Source organism: Cerasicoccus frondis, assembly GCA_031296915.1.
In the GTDB taxonomy this organism is placed as follows: domain Bacteria; phylum Verrucomicrobiota; class Verrucomicrobiia; order Opitutales; family Cerasicoccaceae; genus Cerasicoccus; species Cerasicoccus frondis.
This window is the reverse complement of the sequence record JAVDPC010000032.1, coordinates 42,182-60,424: the sequence shown is the minus strand read 5'-3', so window position 1 is coordinate 60,424 and position 18,243 is coordinate 42,182. Positions and strand designations below refer to the sequence as shown.

Here is an 18,243-nt window from a genome sequence, read left to right as displayed (position 1 = left end):
TTCCCCGGAGCATCGCCGACGCTTCATCACGTACGTGGTAAGGGTTTGGTCACAACCATGGTAATGCTTTGGCCTAAAACATAGGCATGGTTTAGCCAAGATCCCGGACTAGGTTTCACCGAAAACACAGTTGGCCCGAACGTAAACCCTCTGCAGACTATCTCCGGTGATAATAACTAATTACACTACTCCTGGTAGGCAATTTTACCTTGGCTGTAAGCAGCATGGAATACTATTTAAGAATCAACCAATCACATGTGGGCTAAGAAACGAATAGAAGATAACCACTACTTCCGAATATTCGGCAGCCGCGTGCTATTTTTCCTGCTAGCGCCTTGGCTGATCATCTGTATCTTTTTATTTCCTTACATTGTTTCCGTTAGCACCCCCGAAGATAGAACCACGGCATACGTGATCGCAGCAGTGTTTTCAGCATGCTGCCTTGCTGGGCTTCTCGTTGGAATAGACTCTAAGCGTTTTGGAAAGGCAATCATCGTCATCACAATAAGCATTCCCGCTGCCTACCTGTGGTATTTTATAGACATATTTTTCATTGAGGGCATGGAGCTTACTCCTGGCCAAAGAAAGTCAGACTCTACTCCTTGGAACGCAATTCTGGGATTCTGTGTATTCGGCATACCATGCGTTCTTACAACCGTTAGGATATTGAAAGGAAAAAAATGGAGCGCAGCAGAAGAACAGCATAGCGAGTATCCATTCTGTACGCACTTTTTCATAGCATGCTCAACTGAAAGAGCATTCGACGAAACTGATGCAGAGCTAGTCGAGGATATTTGCAGCAAAATAGATGAATGTCTGACAAGAGAAGATTTGGGAGAAATCCAAGTGGTCGAGCATAACGAAGATCGAATAGAGATTTACATACATTCGTCAGATGAATCCCGACTCGAAGGCTATATATCTTCAATTATGGAACCTCACAGCAGATTGAAATACAAATTGCGAAAGGACCCAACCAGTCCGTAGACTCAATTCAGTTACGCACTCAGCTCTTCACTCCGTCGATATACGTTGACCTTCTCTGCTACCAGTGTCGGCACACTAAGGGAAGTAGCTGCATAGCCTCGGGAGACTGACAGCTAAAGTTCATTGTCCTCGCAGCATTTTCCACTAATGCTGCCTGCTCAATGTCCCCTCCCGAGCCAGCGCCGCGCAAGATCATCCATATCGACATGGATTGCTTCTATGCGGCAATTGAGGCGCGGGATGACCCGGCGCTGCGGGGTAAGCCGATTGCCGTCGGCGGCGATGGACTGCGTTCTGTAGTGTGTACGGCGAGCTATGAGGCGCGGCAGTTTGGCGTGCGCAGTGCGATGCCCATGATGCGCGCCAAGGCCGAGTGCCCAACGTTGATCATTGTGCCGCCGCGCTTTGAGGCCTACAAGGCGGAGTCGCTCAAGATACGCGCGATTTTCACCGACTACACCGACTTGATCGAACCCTTGTCGCTCGACGAGGCTTACCTCGATGTGAGCCATTCGCCGCGTTACGCCAGCGCGCTGGCCAAGGAGATTCGCCAACGTATTTTTAACGAAACCGCCCTCACCGCCTCCGCTGGCATTGCGCCAAACAAGATGCTCGCCAAGATCGCCAGCGATTGGAAAAAGCCGAACGGTCAGTTCACCGTGACGCCCGATCAGGTCGACACTTTCATTGCCCCGCTGCCGATTCGTAAAATACCTGGTATCGGTCCCGTGATGGCCGACCACCTGCGCAAGCTTGGCGCGGAGAGCTGTGGCGATTTGCAGGCCCTCGACATGAGTGACCTGATCCGGCATTTCGGCAAAAGCAGCTACTCGCTTTACCAACGCTGCCGTGGCATCGACGACCGTCCCGTCGAGGCCAACGCCGCACGCAAATCACTCAGTACCGAGCGCACTTTCAGTGAAGACCTCACCACCCTGGATGCCTGCCGCAAACAAATCATCGAACTACACGACGAGTTGCTCAAAGACCTCATCAAGGCCGAAGAACGCGTCATCCATAAACTGGTGGTCAAGGTCAAGTTCAGCGACTTCCAGCAAACGACCAAAGAATGCGTCCACCCAACGCCAGATCTACCGGTGTTTCAAAACCTGCTGGAAGAAGCGCATGCACGGAGCGATGAACCGGTGCGGCTACTCGGCGTCGGCGTAAAGTTCTATGATGAGGAGAAATACCAGCAGTTGCTTTTGGAGCTTTAGGCTATCGATTTGCTCCGTTTGACAGCGCCATCGAAGCAGTGCTACTTTCTGCATGCGTCAATTCATCACACTGCTCATCTTTAGCCTCACGCCATGGGCGCTGCAGGCCGCGGATCACTACCAAATCGTTCAAGCCAAGGACAACGTATATCGATTCACGGCTGGGCATTATCACGCGACGTTCATGGTGACCGACGAGGGTATTTTCGTCGCTGACCCGATCAACCAGGAAGCCGCCACCTGGCTGAGCGCCGAGCTGAAGCAACGCTTTGATGTGCCCGTCCGCTACTTGGCTTATAGTCATAGCCATGTAGACCACACCCTTGGCGGCGAGGAATTGGCCAACAACGGCGTAACGGTCATTGCCCACGAACTGGCTGCGCAAGACCTGCTCAATGTGCGGGCCCCAACGGCCGAGCCGGATATCACCTTCAACGACGAGCTTACCGTCCAACTTGGCGACAGTTGGGTGGAGATGCGCTACTACGGCGTGAACAATGGTCGGGGCTCGGTCAGCTTTCGCTACATGCCAGCCAATGTGCTTTTCGTCGTGGACTGGATAATCGTCGGGCGCATGCCCTACAAAAACCTGCTCGGCTACGACATTCAGGGGATGATCAACTCCACGCAGACCGTGCTCAATGAGCCGGCGTTCGACCTCTTTATAGGCGGTCATGCCGACATGGGTAGCCGTGAAGATGTCGTCTTCTATCTCGGCTACCTGCAGGCGCTCTACGCTGCCGTGCGTGATGGCATGCTCCAAGGCAAAGACCTCGAAACACTGCAGACCGAAATTAAACTGCCCGACTACGCCAACCTTCGCATGTATGACGAATGGCTCCCAGATAACATTGCCGGCGTCTACACCACGCTGCGTGATGTATCATATTTCAACTTCCGCCCGGATATCGACGCAGCGTTTTAAATGACGACGAAGCTCAAGCACCCGCAGTCTTTAGTCGGGCAAGCGGTGCCTATGCCGGCTTCGTAATTGGCTTGAGGCCCGGCGCAAGCACCGCACCAGGATAGCTATTGATTATATTCAACTGCCATGTACCAAAATACCTGCCCATCTTCCCGCGGTAGAATGTACGTGTAGCGCGCGTAATTTTCATCCACGGAACTCGTGCTGAGCGGAGTGATTTCAGCCTCGGTAAAGCTGTCGAGGTCATACGAGATCATGAGCCGATACTCCAGCGAAGCAGTGTCCTCCCGCTGAATCACGACGGCGGTGTATTCCTGACCCCCAATGGGCGACATAAACGTGCCACTCACCGGCAGCCCGCTAGAATCAGCGCCCGTATCAGACAATGCGGCGGCATCGTGAACGCCAGGATTCAGGTTAAAGGCGAGTTCCCCAATGTTCGGCAGCCCGTCCCCATCCGGGTCCGCCATTGGCAGCAAGTCGCTGCCGCTCAAGCCGAAGGACGCTGCGTAAGCCTCAATATCAGAAATGGACACCAGTCGGCTCCAGACCGCACTGTTGCCCTTACCACTGACTTGGAAAATATCGTCCAATCCATCGTCATCGAAATCCGCCGCCACGAGAGCGGGCACCGCGCGTGCTTCGATGGTTTGGTCGAGCGAGTATGCGCCCGAGCCATCGTTGACGTAAATCCAATCTGCCTCGGGCTCTTGCGGGCCATTGCCGATCCAGATATCCGGCGCGCCGTCACCATTTTTGTCGATAAAGCGCACGGCTCTGGTGCCGCCATTCCCGAGGCTCGCGGCACTTTGACTGAAGATGCCGCTGCCGTCATTGAGCCACAAGACATTGGACTGATTCAAGTTCCCGCAGACGACATCCAAGTCGCCATCGTCATCGACGTCGGCGGCATCGGCCGCAAAGGTGCGATTACTGCCGAGCGATTGCCCTGAGTTGGTGAAGTTGCCATCACCATCATTGAGCCATAGCTGGTTACCTGCATTGGTGATGGTCAGGAAGATGTCCGGATCGTCGTCGCCATCGAAATCCTCGACGATAATCGCGGTGGTATAAGAGCTGCCCAGCGTGTCCACTCGGGAAAAGTTGCCCGAGCCGTCATTGAAGAAAATATGGTTCTGCCCGGCATACACCCCGTATGCCTGACTGCCGCAAACGATGTCCAGATCGTCATCACCATCCAGATCGGCCACGGCGACAGACTCGGTAGGGCTATCCGCAAACAGCGTGGCCTCCAGTGTGAAGTTGCCGCTGCCATCATTGAACCAAAGGCGGGTTTGGTAGTCGGTGCTGGCAGAGTGCTCGCTGTTCGTGACAACGAGGTCCTCATCGCCATCGTTATCAAAATCGCCGAAGGCAAGCGCCCCGTTGTTGTTGCCCGATCCATTCGCAAGCCCCTCGCCGTAAAATGAAAACTGGCCGGCGCCATCATTAAGTAAGATCCATGTGATGCCACCACTGCAACCGAGTGCGATGTCGATGTCTCCATCGTCATCGATATCGGCGGCAGCGGCAGAGCTGCCAGCGGCGCCACCGATTAGCTCGCCGCTGTCGATCAAGCCAGTCGATGAGGAACCGAACCAGACTTTACTGGGCCCCAGGTTACCGACGAAGAAAACATCGGGGTTGCTATCACCATTCAGGTTTCCGGCCGCCAAACCCGAGATTCGGGTATGGCCCAAGCCAAGGCCGCTGTCCGTAAAATTACCGCTGCCATCATTGTACAACAGGCGGGAAATCTCGCCGATGTTATTGCCTTCGATCGCGTCAAGATCGCCATCGTCATCGACATCACTTAAAACGACCGACAAGGTATAGTCAGTTCCGAGGCTCTGGCCGGAGTCGGTGAATACGCCCTCCCCGTCATTGAGCCACACCGTGTTGGTGTAGGTGAAGTTTACACTGCCGTTGGCAAAGAAAATATCCAAGTCGTCATCGCCATCCAGGTCCGCCATGGCCACCCCGTGCGTCGAACTGACGCCAAAGCTCTGGCTACTAGCCGTGAATACGCCACTGCCGTCGTTGAGCATCAGCTTGCTGCTGCCGATATTTGCGAGCAGAATGTCGACGTCGCCATCGCCATCCACGTCACCCACTGCCACATCACTGGTGGACGCCGAACCCAAAGTATGTGCACTCTCCGTGAATACGCCATCGCCATCGTTTAAAAAGATACGACTGGCATCCGCCGTTAAAACCGTACTTCCAGTGACAACGGCGTCCAAATCGTCGTCGTCATCGACATCCACCATCGCGAGCGCACTCCATTGCTGATCCAAGCCAATGCTCTGTCCGCTGTCGGTAAAGACGCCGGCGCCATCATTCAGCCACACTTGACATGGCTCGTTCAAGCAGGCCAAAAAGATGTCCAGGTCGCCATCGTCATCCAAGTCTGCGAGGGCAACACTCTTGCCTTGCGGTATTGCATCCGGGTTCGCTCCCAGCGACAAGTTTCCACTGCCGTCATTGAGGAGGATGGCCGTGTCCGAGTCCAACCCGCAAAGCAGGACGTCCACGTCTCCATCTCCGTCGATATCACCCATGGCAGCGTCTTGCCGACTGGTTCCGGCAAGCGGTTGCTCCCAGATCATTTCAAAATCAGATGCTTGGAGCGCACTGATCGCTCCAAAGAGTATAAAGCAGTGTAGTTTCATTCTTTTAGTCCCTAACGATAGATTCTAAAGTAGCTAACCATCATATGCCTTTGGGCCTTTTCGACAAACCCGAAAGCCTCCAATGGCGTTAACAATTCGTTAAAAAGCACAGTGCAAAGGGATGGCCTTAGCCCAGAGAACGGCAGACCCCTTAGATATGAGACGGGCGACAATTCCAAGCTCCCCCACTCGCCTCGCTTGGGGCGAGTGAGGTGCTGAAACAGGTGTTGCACGGAACTGAAAGGTCGGCGCGAGCCGGCCAATCCTATCAGGCCATTTGTAGCTGCCTGACCAATGGTGCGAGCCCCAGTGACTCCGCCCGGCTAAGCGGAGTGGTGTTCTCTTCGCAGGGCGCATTAGGCTGAGCTCCCGCCGAGAGAAGGCGTTCCGCAATCTGGCTTTTTACGGCGGCCGACGCAAAACCGCCCACCGCGAACCACAGAGGCGTGTTGCCAAATTGATTCGGGGCATCCGCAGGGCAACCAGCGGCCAGCAGCGCGTCGACTACTTCCAGTCGACCCGCAACGCAGGCGACGGACAACGGGCAAAGATCATCCACCGGAACACGCTGCTGTAAGAGCGCTGGTTGATCGGCGATCGCATCTTTCAATGCCTCCAGTGAGCTCGATCGAATCAGGCTAAAGATGCTTTCCTCGGCGCCTGCGGAGAGCAGCCGTTCACGGACCGCGAGGACGGCGGGGTCGTTGACAGGGCACGGGTCGTAGGCGTTGAGCAGCTCCAGCGGAGTCTCGCCCAGCGGGTTGCGTTGGTTGGGGTCGGCGCCCGCTTCGAGCAGGTAGTCGACGAGCTCCGTTGCACAATGATAGACGGCCAAGTGCATGGGCTTGCGCGGTGCAGTGCATTCATCCACCGAAAGACCGGCCTCCGTCAACAGCTTCGTAGATGCGAGGCTCTGCCCCTCAATAATCGCAGCCGGCCAGAGGTCGGCGCCGAGGCTTTCTGGATGGGCCGCCAGCAGCGCCTGCGCCGCAGCAGTATCGCCCTTGCGCAGAGCTTCTTTCAAGCGGGTTTTAACATCGAGTGGTTCGAGCAGCGCCATCACTTCTTTCTCATCCTTGAAGAGCTCCATAACGCTGACTGGGCCAACGACTTTGCCCTCCCGATTCACGGTAGCCCGGATCGATGTGTCCAGCCACTCCCCCACCCGCTTAGCCAGATAAGGCAACGCTTCGGTTTTCCAGAATGGATAGTTTTGCGCCGCGTGAAAAATGGGTGTGTGCCCGCCAACGCCGTCGATGACTTCCGCGCGGATGTTGATGTCGGCCCCCCGGTCGATCAGGACATCGAGGCACTCCATTTCGGCATACTCGGCAGCCATGTGGAGCAACGTGCCGCCCGCCAGACCAATGTTACCATAGTCCATTTGCGGGAAGGTGCGCGTCAACAGGCTACGGTCTTGATCAATGAGGCGGGCAAGCGCTTGGGCATCCCCTTTGTGAATGGCCCACATGGCAGGCGTCACCTGGTCGGCGGGCGGTATCCACGCGCTATGCTCCTCCAGCAGTTGGATACAGCGGTGCTTCTGCTCGTTGCGGGCGCGCATGTAAGTTTTCAAAACGCCCAGCATTGGGCTGGCTGGCCCGTATTTCGACGGCAACGGCGCGAAAGTGAGGTCGCAACCGTGATCTACCATAAACTGGAATCCGTCCGGCTCCTGGCATTCGCCAAAGACGAGAACGATGGGCCCGTAGTCACTGCCATACTGGCCGTCGACATCCGCGCCGTGCTCGATCATCAGTTCTGCCAAGTGAGGGGCCTTGATCACCGTTTGCACCAAGGCGAGATCCAGATCGTGCTGCGTGAACCCACCCGAAGCCAGGATGTCTCGAATGCGCGCTTCATCGCGTTCCTTGGCGGCCTTGGGCAGGGCTTCCCATTCATATTTCACGTTGGACAGCTGGTCGGAGCCCCGGAGCATGGTCTCGACCATGTGCATGAGCTGCGCCCAGCTTTTGCAGCCATATTCGTGGGCGAGCGCGTGCTGGTGCTCGGAGAGCGGTTTTTCGGGGGCCAGCTTGTGGCGGCGCTTGGCCTGCTTGCGCAGGTGTTCGGCGGAGGGCTTCACGGGAAGCCGCTTGCGTGGTGTGGACATAATAAACCCTTTCTGGTAGAACCCGGCGTCCGCTAAGACGGGCAGAAACGGTTTATGTAACTGTGTTTAAAATAAGGTGGGTTGAACCCTTCCCGCGGACAGGATGCGTCCTCAAACGCGGTTGCGATTCAGCGCGATCCATCCGGGTGGGTCAAGGGCAAAGCGGGCGTTTCGGCTCAACCGATTGCCAATCTACTCGCCCTCAATTGGCGCAATGACGGTGCGGATGCCGGCGTTGCGGTAGGCTTGGAGGTCGGCGTCACTGGCGCGGCTATCCGTTACGAGGACATGGAATTGGTTAACCTGCGCAAAGATGAACGGGCTCTTGCGGCCGAGCTTCGTCGAGTCGCAGACGATACAGACGTGCTCGGCGCGCGGGAGGAGACGCTCTTTGAGGACGGCTTGGCCGGGGTTGACCTCGCTCGCGCCGATTTCCGGATGCAGGCCATCGACGCCGAGGAACAGCCACTTGATCGCAAAGCGCTTCAGGGCATCCTCCGCCATAGCCCCCACGTAGGAACGCGAACGATCCTCGTAATTGCCGCCCGTACAAATGAGGTCGCACTGGCTGCGCCCGCCGAGCGCAACGACGACGTGGTGCGCGTTGGTCAGGACCGTTAGCGGAATCTCCGGCAGATACTCGGCGATCAGCAGCACCGTCGAGCTGGCGTCGAGGAAGATGGTGTCGTTGGGCTGGACGAGGGCCGCCGCCGCGCGCGCGACGATAATCTTCTCCTCGCGGTTGACCCATTGCCGCGCCGGCAGCGGCAAGTCGTGGTGGGCATCGGTGGCGCGAGTCGCCCCGCCGTGGGTGCGGATCACGCGGTTGGTCGACGCTAGGTGCTCCAGGTCCTTGCGAATCGTTTCCGGGGTCACATCGAGCGATTTCGCGAGGTCAAGGCTGCGGACCGATCCCTCGCGTTCGATCTGGCGAAGGATGGTTTCCTGGCGCTGTTGGGGGGACATTTTACGAAAAAAGTTTCTGTCCAACATTAGAGCCCAATTGGGAAACAAAAGCAAATCGTTTGGGCTTTCTTGGGAAATTCTACGTTTTCGCGTTTGGTCGATTCGTTTTGCAACGGATTGGCAACAGCAGGCAGGCGTCTCGTTGGGATTCGCAAGATCTACAATCACATAAGCAAATGAATATAAATGACTTGCAAAACTTATGGGTGCGTGTTTTATTGTTACTTGTTACCCTGCTTTAATCTCGAAAACCCAATCCATACCCTCATGAATGAATACCTCGCCGAATACATTGGAACGGCAATTTTGATTCTTTTCGGCAACGGCGTCGTTGCCAACGTCCTGCTCGCCAAGTCCAAGGGACAGAACGGCGGCTGGATTGTAATCACTGTCGGGTGGGCCTTTGCGGTCACCTGCGCAGTGTATGCGGTGGGCCGGATTTCCGGCGCTCATATTAACCCGGCCGTATCGGTCTCACTGGCCAGCATTGGCGCGTTTGAGTGGGCCAAAGTTCCGGGCTACATCGCTGCCCAAATCGCGGGCGGCTTCACCGGATCGGTCTTGGTTTACCTGACCTATTTCGCGCACTGGCGTGAAACCGAGGACGCCGGGCTCAAGCTGGCCTGCCACAGCACCTCGCCCGCCATTCGCAAGTTTGGCCCAGCCTTCATGACGGAGGTCATCGGCACGGCCATCCTGATGTTTGGCATCCTCTCGTTTGGCAAAATCGGCCTGGGCGGCGACGCCAGTGCGGACGCATGGGAAGCCGCCGTTGGCACCTGGTTTGGCCCCTTCCTCGTCGGCCTGCTGGTGCTTGGTATCGGCCTTTCGCTGGGCGGTCCGACGGGCTACGCGATCAACCCCGCGCGTGACCTCGGCCCCCGCATCGCCCACGCCGTCCTGCCGATCCATGGCAAGGGCAGCAGCGACTGGGCCTACTCCTGGGTGCCGATTGTGGCGCCGCTGATCGGCGGCGTGATCGGCGCACAGCTCTTTGTGGCGCTCGGCTTTTAATCATTAACCTAATCTCGACAACGCAACCCTATGAAGAACGAACAATTCATCCTCGCCTTCGACCAAGGCACGACCAGCTCACGCTCCATCATCTTCGACCAGTCTGGCACGATTCGCTCGGTGGCGCAGAAGGAGTTTCGCCAGATTTATCCCCAGTCCGGCTGGGTGGAGCACGACGCCATGGAAATCTGGTCCAGCCAAAGCGCGACCGCCGTGGAGGCGCTCTCACGCATGGACCTCACCGCCGATTCCATTGCCGCCATCGGCGTGACCAACCAACGCGAAACCACCATCGTCTGGAATCGCGAGACCGGCAAACCCGTTTACAACGCCATCGTTTGGCAGGACCGCCGCACTGCCGACTATTGTCGCGAGCTGCGCAACGCTGGCCACGAAGAGCGGGTGTCGCAACTCACCGGCCTGCGCATCGACCCGTATTTTTCCGGCACCAAGATCCGCTGGATTCTCGAAAATATTGATGGCGCACGCGACCTCGCTGAGCAGGGTAAACTGCTCTTTGGCACCGTCGACAGCTGGCTGATTTGGCAACTGACCGGCCACAAGGTCCACATGACCGATGTCACCAACGCCTGCCGCACCCTCCTCTACAATCTCGAAACCGGCGACTGGGACGACGAGCTCTTGGAGCTCTTTGACATCCCGCGTAACATGCTCCCCGAGGTGCGCTCGTGCTCCGAGGTCTATGGCAAGGTCGACGCGAAGCTTCCCCTCGGCGGCATCCCCATCGCGGGCGTCGCGGGTGACCAGCAAGCCGCGCTGTTCGGCCAGGCCTGCTTCACGCCCGGCATGGCAAAGAACACCTACGGCACGGGCTGCTTCCTGCTGATGAATACCGGCATGGAAATCCCACGTTCGAAGAACAACCTCCTCACCACCGTCGCCTGGAAAATCGGCGACCGTACCGAGTATGCGCTGGAGGGTTCAGTCTTCATCGGTGGCGCCGTGGTGCAGTGGATTCGCGACGAGTTGCAGATGGTTCGCACCGCACAAGAGCTGGATGAACTGGCGGCCACCGTGCCTGACGCCGGGGGACTGTTTCTCGTGCCCGCCTTTGCCGGCCTCGGCGCGCCACACTGGGACCCCTACGCCCGCGGCGCCGCGCTCGGCATCAGCCGTGGTACGAACCGCGCGCACATTTGCCGCGCTGCGCTGGAGGCCATTGCTTTCCAAAGCGCCGACCTGATCACCTGCATGGAGAAAGACTCCGGGCTCAACCTGAAGGAGCTCCGCGTCGATGGCGGCGCCTCCCGCAGCGACCCGCTCTTGCAGTTCCAAGCCGACCTCCTCGGCAAGCAAGTCGTTCGCCCGAAGAACACCGAAACCACCGCCATGGGCGCCGCGTATCTCGCCGGGCTCGCCGTTGGTTATTGGAAGAGCCGCGACGACATTACCAACAACTGGCTCGTGGACGAAAAATACGATTCGGAGCGCGACCCCCAAGACATGGACAGCCTGCGCCTCGGCTGGAACAAGGCCCTCGAACGCGCCAAAGCCTGGGAGGAATAAACCCGGCCCGCTTGTAACCCAACCCCCAACACCCCACCCATGAAAAAACAACTCATTACCATGGCCTGCCTGGCGACATTCGCCGGCAGCGCCTCCGCCGACGACCAGGACTTTTTCACCCGCGATCACATGCTGGGCGACTGGTATGGCGTGCGCACCGACCTCGAAGACGAAGGCGTCAGCTTCGACTTCAACAACACCTTCGATTACTACGACGACATCGCCGGAGCCCTCGCCAGTGGCGGCACGTATTTCGGCCGCGCCCGCGCCACGATCAACCTCGACCTCGACAAACTCGTGGGCTTACCGAACGCCAAAGTCTCCGTGGGCGGCGTCTCGCAATATGGCAAAAATTACAACCGCAGTCGCTTTGGTGTGTTGACAAATCCCAGCTCAATTGAAGGCGTCGACACCACGCGCTTTGCGAACATCTGGTTCGAGCAATCGCTGTTCGACAACTTCGTGACCTACCGTGTCGGCAAGGTCGACGGCGTGGGCAACTTCGGCTCGCAGCCCTACGGCGGCACCTTCATGAACGATGAGCTCGTTTACATTCCCAACCTGCTCTTCGCCGCCGGTTTGCCCTTTGACCCCGCGCAGCAACTCGGCGCCGTTGTCACGCTGCGTCCCTTCGAGGACACCAATGCCGCTGGTCTGTATTTCAAAGGTGGCGTGTTCAACACCAACAACTCCAACGCGATCATCTTCGACGACATCGGCACGGACTTTACCTGGGACGGCCCGGTCGCGATCGCTGGCGAAGTTGGCTACGATTTTGGCGACGAGTATCCGGGCTACGCCAAGGCTGGTATGCACCACAACTTCGGCACGTTTGACGAGGTCAACTCCGCCAACCGCAGCCGCGGCAACACCTTGTTTTACGCCAACGTTGGGCAAACGATTTGGAACCTCGACGAGTCGGGCGAACGTCATGTCGACGCCTCATTCTCGCTGAACTATGCGCCAAAGGAAGAGGTGAATGTTTACCACTTTGAAACGACGGCGATGATCCGCGCAATTGGCCCATTCGAAGCGCGACCGATTGACGAAGCAGGCGTGGGTCTCATCGCCGCTTGGCTCAGCGACGATTACTCAAACTCGCTCGCCGCGCCGGGCTATGATTCGTCCGGCAACGAGTTCACCGTCGAAGTCACTTACAAGGCGCGCGTCACACCGTGGTTCACCGTGCAGCCTGATTTCCAGGTGGTCGTGAACCCCAACGGCAATGCCGCGCGCGACCCCGTTTACCTCGTCGGCGTGCGCAACGTCATCGATTTCTAAGACTCGCCTCATACACGATCATTCAATCAACAACGAAAGATTCTCATGAATCGCAATAGCTCAATCAACCGCATCCGCAACGCCAGTGAGCCGTTCGATGTGGTCATCATCGGCGGCGGGGCATCCGGCCTCGGCGCCGCAGTCGACGCCGCCGCCCGCGGCCACAGCGTCGCGCTTTTTGAACAGGCCGACTTCGCCAAAGGCACGTCCAGCCGCTCGACCAAGCTCGTACACGGTGGCGTGCGTTACCTGCAACAGGGCAACGTCTCACTCGTGCTCGAAGCCTTGCGCGAACGCGGCCGCCTGACCCGCAATGCACCACACCTCGTGCACTCGCAGTCGTTCGTGATCCCGAACTACTCCTGGTGGGAGGGCCCGTTCTACGGCATCGGCATGAAAGTCTATGACCAACTGGCCGGCAAGCTGGGCCTCGCGCCATCACGCCACTTAAGCCGCGAAGAAACCATCAAGCAGATCCCGACCGTGGAGCAGAAAAATCTGATCGGCGGCGTCATTTACCACGATGGTCAGTTCGACGATTCGCGCCTGGCGGTCAACCTCGCGCAGACGGCTTCCGAGCTCGGCGCGGTCATGGCCAACTACTGTAAGTGCGTTGGCCTGATGAAGGAAAACGACGTCGTGTCCGGCGTCATCGTGAACGACATCGAAACCGGCGAACAACACGAAGTACGCGCCCGCAGTGTGATCAACGCGACCGGCGTTTTCGTCGACGACGTCCGCCGCATGGATGACGCCAAGGCATCGAACATCGTGGCTGTGAGCCAGGGCATTCACATCGTCTTGCCCAAGGAATTCCTACCCGGTAACGCCGCCATCATGATCCCGAAGACCGCCGATGGCCGTGTGCTCTTTGCCGTGCCGTGGCATGATCACGTCGTCGTCGGCACCACCGATACGCCGCTGGACAGTCACTCGCTCGAACCGCGCGCCCTGCAAGAAGAACGCGACTTCGTGATGAGCCATGCGCGCAAATACCTGGCCAAGGACCCAACGGATTCCGACGTGCTCAGCATCTTCGCTGGCCTGCGCCCGCTGGTCAAAGCTGGCGACGGTTCCGACACCGCCGCTCTGTCACGCGACCACACGATCATGGTCAGCGGCAGCGGTTTGATCACCCTGACCGGCGGCAAGTGGACGACCTACCGCAAGATGGCCGAGGACGTAATCGACCATGCTGAAACCTTAGGCGGCTTTGAAAGCAAGCCTTGCCAAACCAAGGAGCTGCAAATCCACGGCTGGACCCAAGCAACGATCAAGGAAAGCAACCTGAAACCCTATGGCGCCGATGCACAACCGATCCGCGAGCTGATGAATGCTGACGTTACTTTGCAGGACAAAGTTCACCCGGCGCTCAACGTCACCAAGGCCGAAGTCGTCTGGCACGCGCGGCACGAAATGGCGCGCACGGTGGAGGACGTCCTCGCCCGGCGTACGCGTTCGCTCCTGCTCAATGCCAAGGCCTCCATCGAAGCAGCGCCCGTCGTTGCCGAGATTCTGGCCGGGGAGTTGCACCAAACGCCCGAGTGGCAGGCGGCGCAAATCTCCGAATACCAGGAGCTAGCCAAGGGTTACGTATTTGCGAACTAACTGTTAGCAAGCGCGCAGTAATCAGGCACTCCAGCATGCATCGAGATGAATAAAAAAATGGCCGCAGTCCAAAGACTGCGGCCACAGCATCATGCTAAATTAGTGTCCGGTCATATTGGCTTCGATCTGCTTTTGGACCTTTTCCAGATTGAAGGCCCCCGGCGTCTGGCTCGGTGGATAGTCCACCATGCTGGTCAGGAATTTTGCGCCCATCCCCTGCATCGGCACCAACACATAAGCATGATCGAGCAACCAGTCGTAGTAGGTGTTCGCGTTGTGCTGCGCTTTCTCGAAGGGATCGCGGCGTAGGTTGAAAATCAGCGGCACGCGCAGTTCGACCCAAGGCTCCATCCAAACACCAAACTTCTCACCACGATTTTCGAGGAACACGGCCTTCCATGCATCGTAACGCATAGCCACGACAGCGCCGTCGTCATTCACGTAAATGAAGTCCTTGCGCGGCGACTCGTCCACCTGCCCTTCCAGGTAAGGCAGCATGTTATAGCCGTCGATGTGGTTACGGTAGTGACGGCCGTTGAGGTCAACGCCATCCAACAACTCCTGCTTGATGTCGGGGTTACCCGCAACTGCGGCAAAGGTCGGCAACCAGTCTTCATGAGAGACGATGCCATTGAGCCATTCACCGGCGGGAAACTTGCCCGGCCAACGCACAAAGCAAGGCACGCGGTAGGCGCCTTCCCAGTTCGAATTCTTCTCGCCACGAAACGGCGTGGTGCCAGCGTCAGGCCAAGTATTGTAGTGCGGACCGTTATCGGTGGAATACATGACAATGGTGTCGTCAGCAATGCCCAACTCATCGAGGACGGCCAGCAGTTCGCCCACGTTCAGGTCATGCTCGACCATGCCGTCGGAATACTCGTCCTGACCGGAAATGCCGCGATGCTCCTCCTTCACGTGCGTGCGGAAGTGCATGCGCGTGCCATTCCACCAGCAGAACCACGGCTCGCCAGCGGCGGTCTTCCGCTTGATGAATTCCTTGGCCAACGCGAGGGTTTCCTCGTCAATGGTCTCCATACGCTTCTTGGTCAGCGGGCCGGTGTCCTCAATAGTCTGGCCGCCCTTACCGTCGGCCTTGGACTTAATGACGCCGCGCGGCCCAAACTTTTCGATAAAGGTCTGACCGTCAGCCAGAACCATGTCCGCCGGATAGTCTTCATTTTCGGGCTCTTCCTCGGCGTTCAGGTGGTAAAGATTGCCGCAAAACTCGTCAAAGCCGTGCATCGTCGGCAGGTGCTCATCCAGGTCGCCCTGGTGATTTTTGCCAAACTGCCCCGTTGAGTAGCCTTGGCTTTTCAGGACGGTGGCCATGGTGCAATCGGTCTTCTGCCAGCCTTCTTTGGCGCCCGGCAGACCGACCTTGGTCATCCCGGTGCGCACGGGCACCGAGCCACTGATGAACGCCGCGCGACCGGCAGTGCAGGATTGCTGGCCATAATAATCAGTGAAGGCGATACCCTCGCTGGCGATGCGATCGATGTTTGGCGTCTGATAGCCCATCAGCCCGTGGCTGTTGTAGCTGATATTCGTGATGCCAATGTCGTCGCCCCAGATAACGAGAATGTTCGGTTTTTTCGCCTCTTGGGCGGATGCGCTGAGCGCAGTCAAACTGGCGCCAAGCGCCAGCAGCAGGGATTTCAGTTGTGTCATAAATAGGAGTGATTAGACAAACAGCGCCGTTGAGCAGCATTAAGAAACAATAATCAATGGCGTTGGTTTCGTCATAACATATATAGATAATCAGCAATTTGGCTATCCTTAATTCCAGTGCACATTGGCTGATTTTTTCCGTGTATTCCGCTGAAGAGCATAAAATTCGGCCAACGCCTTCCAACCGGCCATAGCAAGGAGAGACTGCCCATTCAACAACTACCGCGACGCATTTCATGTTGCATTTACCGAGGGGATTCGGCAGGGTTAAGTATTCAGCAAATGCCAGTTTCCCGGAACTTGCTTCGCGAACTGCATTCTAAGGAGCCATGCCGTCAAAAGTGCCAAATCGTCTGCGCCACGTCGCCATCATCATGGATGGCAACGGCCGCTGGGCGCGCCAACGCGGACTGCCGCGTATTGAGGGGCACCGTCGCGGCGTGGAAAATGTCCGCCAGATTATCCGCGTCGCAAAAGACCTCGAGCTTGAGCATTTGACCCTGTTTGCCTTCTCCGTGGAGAACTGGCAGCGCCCGCCGGACGAGATTGCCTCGCTGATGGACCTGCTAGAGCTCTTCTTGAAGCGCAACCTCAAGGATTTGCTGAAGAACGAAGTCCGCCTGAACGTCATTGGCCGCCCTGAGGAACTGCCCGAGCGCGTGCAAAAGCCGCTGCAGAAGGCGCTCGACGAGACCGCCCACTTCACCGAACGCCAGCTCAACGTGGCGCTCAACTACGGCTCCCGCACCGAGGTGCTCGACGCCGTGCGCGCCTACGCCGAAGCCGTCGTGGCGGGCAAAGAAGAGCCCGGCAACCTCGACTGGCCACACTTCGAGAAATATCTTTACACCTCTGGCGTGCCCGACCCCGACCTGCTGATCCGCACCTCGGGCGAAAGCCGCATTTCCAATTTTCTGCTCATGCAATGCGCCTACTCGGAACTCTACTTTAGCCCGGTTTTCTGGCCGGAATTCGGCCGCGAACACTTTATCGAGGCCGTCGAGTCTTATCAGCAACGCGAACGCCGCTTCGGCAAGACCGGCGAACAGGTGCAACAGCCCTCGGACCACGCAGTCGCTAATTCGTGAAAGCACGTATCCTGAGCACGGTTGGGCTGTGGCTGGGCATCATCCTGGTTCTGGTCATCTTCAAGAATTTCGGCGGGCTCATCCTGCTCGCCGCGATAACGGCCCTCGCCCAATACGAGCTCTACAATCTGCTCGAAGTCGGCGGCAAGGCCCGCCCCCTCAAGATTCTGGGCCTCGTGCTCGGCGCCTGCGTGATCCTCGCCTCGTATTTCCTGCCCGTCAGCGGAGCCATGGAAGCGCCAGCCATCGCGCTGATCATCCTGTCGCTCTCGCTCCTGTCGGCGCCCAAGATTGGGCAGACCTTCATGCCCACCCTCTTCGGCTTGGCCTTCCTGCCATTCCTGATGCAGTTCTACGGCTTGATGCTCGCCGAATGGGGCTCGCTGATCCTGCCCGTCTGGGTGATCGCGGTCGCGAAGTTCTCCGACGTCGGCGGCCTGCTGGTCGGCAAGAAGTTCGGCAAAAACAAGCTCGCTCCGTCCATTAGCCCCGGAAAGACCGTCGAGGGCGCCATCGGCGGCGTGCTGGCCTCGGCGCTGGTCGGCATCATCTTATCGATTGCCTTCAAGAGCATGATCCCGTTCGAGATGCCGATCTTCAAAACGATTTTCATCGGCGCAGCCATTGGCGCAGTGGCGATCATCAGCGACCTGCTGGAATCCCAGCTCAAGCGCTGGGCCGGCGTTAAGGACTCCGGCGCCGTGATCCCCGGCATCGGCGGCGCCTTCGACCTGATCGACAGCCTCGTCCTCTGCGGCCCACTGGCGTTTTTGCTGTTTAAATACGTGTATTAGAAAATGGGCACCGACCATCGAATGTCTTTCACCTTCGACCGCCTTATCGATCAAATTATCGAGGGTCGAAAAACGGCAACGACCGAAATCATTGAAGAACAAGGCTATCTGGACGAGTGGGACACCGGTTTAGGCATTGGCTACATATACACAGTCTATGATTCCCAACGAGTGCCCCGTTGCAAAATAAAGGTACTGAAGGCCGAACTCTGCCGCTGGAACGACATCCCTGAATGGCTATGGCGTGGTGAAACGAATGATAATGCTGAGGAATTTCATGAAGATCATTGGGAGTTCTTCAATGAGCCAGATGACGACTATGAATTCATTGGCGTTGAATTTGAATTGGTTGAAATTCTCGACCAAGCATAACCAGAAAAAAC

Annotated in this window: 14 protein-coding genes; 10 read left to right on the top strand and 4 right to left on the bottom strand. The window is 57.5% G+C overall.

Annotation, left to right across the window (positions count from 1 at the left end; all coding sequences use genetic code 11):
* Positions 1–255 precede the first annotated feature (255 nt).
* The 3 genes from RBB63_RS19745 to RBB63_RS19735 all read left to right on the top strand — a co-directional run bounded on the left by RBB63_RS19745 (position 256) and on the right by RBB63_RS19735 (position 3,129).
* Complete coding sequence (locus tag RBB63_RS19745) at positions 256–987, top strand: hypothetical protein (RefSeq protein ID WP_309386859.1); 732 nt, start codon at positions 256–258, stop codon at positions 985–987.
* 161 nt (positions 988–1,148) lie between these two features.
* Positions 1,149–2,204: a DNA polymerase IV gene (gene dinB / locus RBB63_RS19740; RefSeq protein WP_309386857.1), complete on the top strand. Its 1,056-nt coding sequence runs from the start codon at positions 1,149–1,151 to the stop codon at positions 2,202–2,204.
* 52 nt (positions 2,205–2,256) lie between these two features.
* Positions 2,257–3,129, top strand: coding sequence for an MBL fold metallo-hydrolase (locus tag RBB63_RS19735; protein ID WP_309386856.1), 873 nt, complete (start codon positions 2,257–2,259; stop codon positions 3,127–3,129).
* Positions 3,130–3,233: 104 nt separating this feature from the next.
* On the opposite strand, the gene RBB63_RS19730 is transcribed toward RBB63_RS19735, so the two are convergent.
* From RBB63_RS19730 to RBB63_RS19720, 3 genes are all read right to left on the bottom strand, one after another.
* Positions 3,234–5,801, bottom strand: coding sequence for an FG-GAP-like repeat-containing protein (locus tag RBB63_RS19730; protein WP_309386855.1), 2,568 nt, complete (start codon positions 5,799–5,801; stop codon positions 3,234–3,236).
* Between the two features lie 268 nt (positions 5,802–6,069).
* Positions 6,070–7,914 (bottom strand): ankyrin repeat domain-containing protein, encoded by a 1,845-nt coding sequence (locus tag RBB63_RS19725; protein ID WP_309386853.1) that lies wholly within the window; start codon positions 7,912–7,914, stop codon positions 6,070–6,072.
* Between the two features lie 192 nt (positions 7,915–8,106).
* The gene (locus tag RBB63_RS19720; RefSeq protein WP_309386851.1) at positions 8,107–9,048 is read right to left on the bottom strand and encodes a DeoR/GlpR family DNA-binding transcription regulator; all 942 of its coding nucleotides are present in this window, start codon (positions 9,046–9,048) and stop codon (positions 8,107–8,109) included.
* A 99-nt stretch (positions 9,049–9,147) separates the two neighbouring features.
* On the opposite strand from RBB63_RS19720, the gene RBB63_RS19715 reads away from it, so the two are divergent.
* From RBB63_RS19715 to RBB63_RS19700, 4 genes are read left to right on the top strand one after another with little or no spacing between them, the layout of a single operon-like run.
* The gene (locus RBB63_RS19715; protein ID WP_309386850.1) at positions 9,148–9,894 is read left to right on the top strand and encodes an MIP/aquaporin family protein; all 747 of its coding nucleotides are present in this window, start codon (positions 9,148–9,150) and stop codon (positions 9,892–9,894) included.
* A gap of 30 nt (positions 9,895–9,924) precedes the next feature.
* Positions 9,925–11,421, top strand: coding sequence for a glycerol kinase GlpK (glpK, locus tag RBB63_RS19710; protein WP_309386848.1), 1,497 nt, complete (start codon positions 9,925–9,927; stop codon positions 11,419–11,421).
* 39 nt (positions 11,422–11,460) lie between these two features.
* On the top strand, positions 11,461–12,702 hold the full coding sequence (locus RBB63_RS19705) for a carbohydrate porin (RefSeq protein ID WP_309386846.1): 1,242 nt from the start codon (positions 11,461–11,463) through the stop codon (positions 12,700–12,702).
* Between the two features lie 45 nt (positions 12,703–12,747).
* Positions 12,748–14,310, top strand: coding sequence for a glycerol-3-phosphate dehydrogenase/oxidase (locus RBB63_RS19700; protein ID WP_309386844.1), 1,563 nt, complete (start codon positions 12,748–12,750; stop codon positions 14,308–14,310).
* Between the two features lie 99 nt (positions 14,311–14,409).
* On the opposite strand, the gene RBB63_RS19695 is transcribed toward RBB63_RS19700, so the two are convergent.
* A complete protein-coding gene (locus RBB63_RS19695) occupies positions 14,410–15,978 on the bottom strand; it encodes an arylsulfatase (RefSeq protein ID WP_309386843.1) in 1,569 nt (522 codons plus the stop codon).
* A 329-nt stretch (positions 15,979–16,307) separates the two neighbouring features.
* On the opposite strand from RBB63_RS19695, the gene uppS reads away from it, so the two are divergent.
* From uppS to RBB63_RS19680, 3 genes are read left to right on the top strand one after another with little or no spacing between them, the layout of a single operon-like run.
* Complete coding sequence (uppS, locus tag RBB63_RS19690; RefSeq protein WP_309386842.1) at positions 16,308–17,066, top strand: undecaprenyl pyrophosphate synthase; 759 nt, start codon at positions 16,308–16,310, stop codon at positions 17,064–17,066.
* Positions 17,063–17,860 (top strand): phosphatidate cytidylyltransferase, encoded by a 798-nt coding sequence (locus tag RBB63_RS19685; RefSeq protein WP_309386840.1) that lies wholly within the window; start codon positions 17,063–17,065, stop codon positions 17,858–17,860. The genes uppS and RBB63_RS19685 overlap by 4 nt, the downstream gene beginning before the upstream one ends.
* A 21-nt stretch (positions 17,861–17,881) precedes the next feature.
* Entirely contained in the window at positions 17,882–18,232 is a 351-nt protein-coding gene (locus RBB63_RS19680) for an ASCH domain-containing protein (protein WP_309386838.1), read from the top strand.
* Positions 18,233–18,243: the final 11 nt, after the last annotated feature.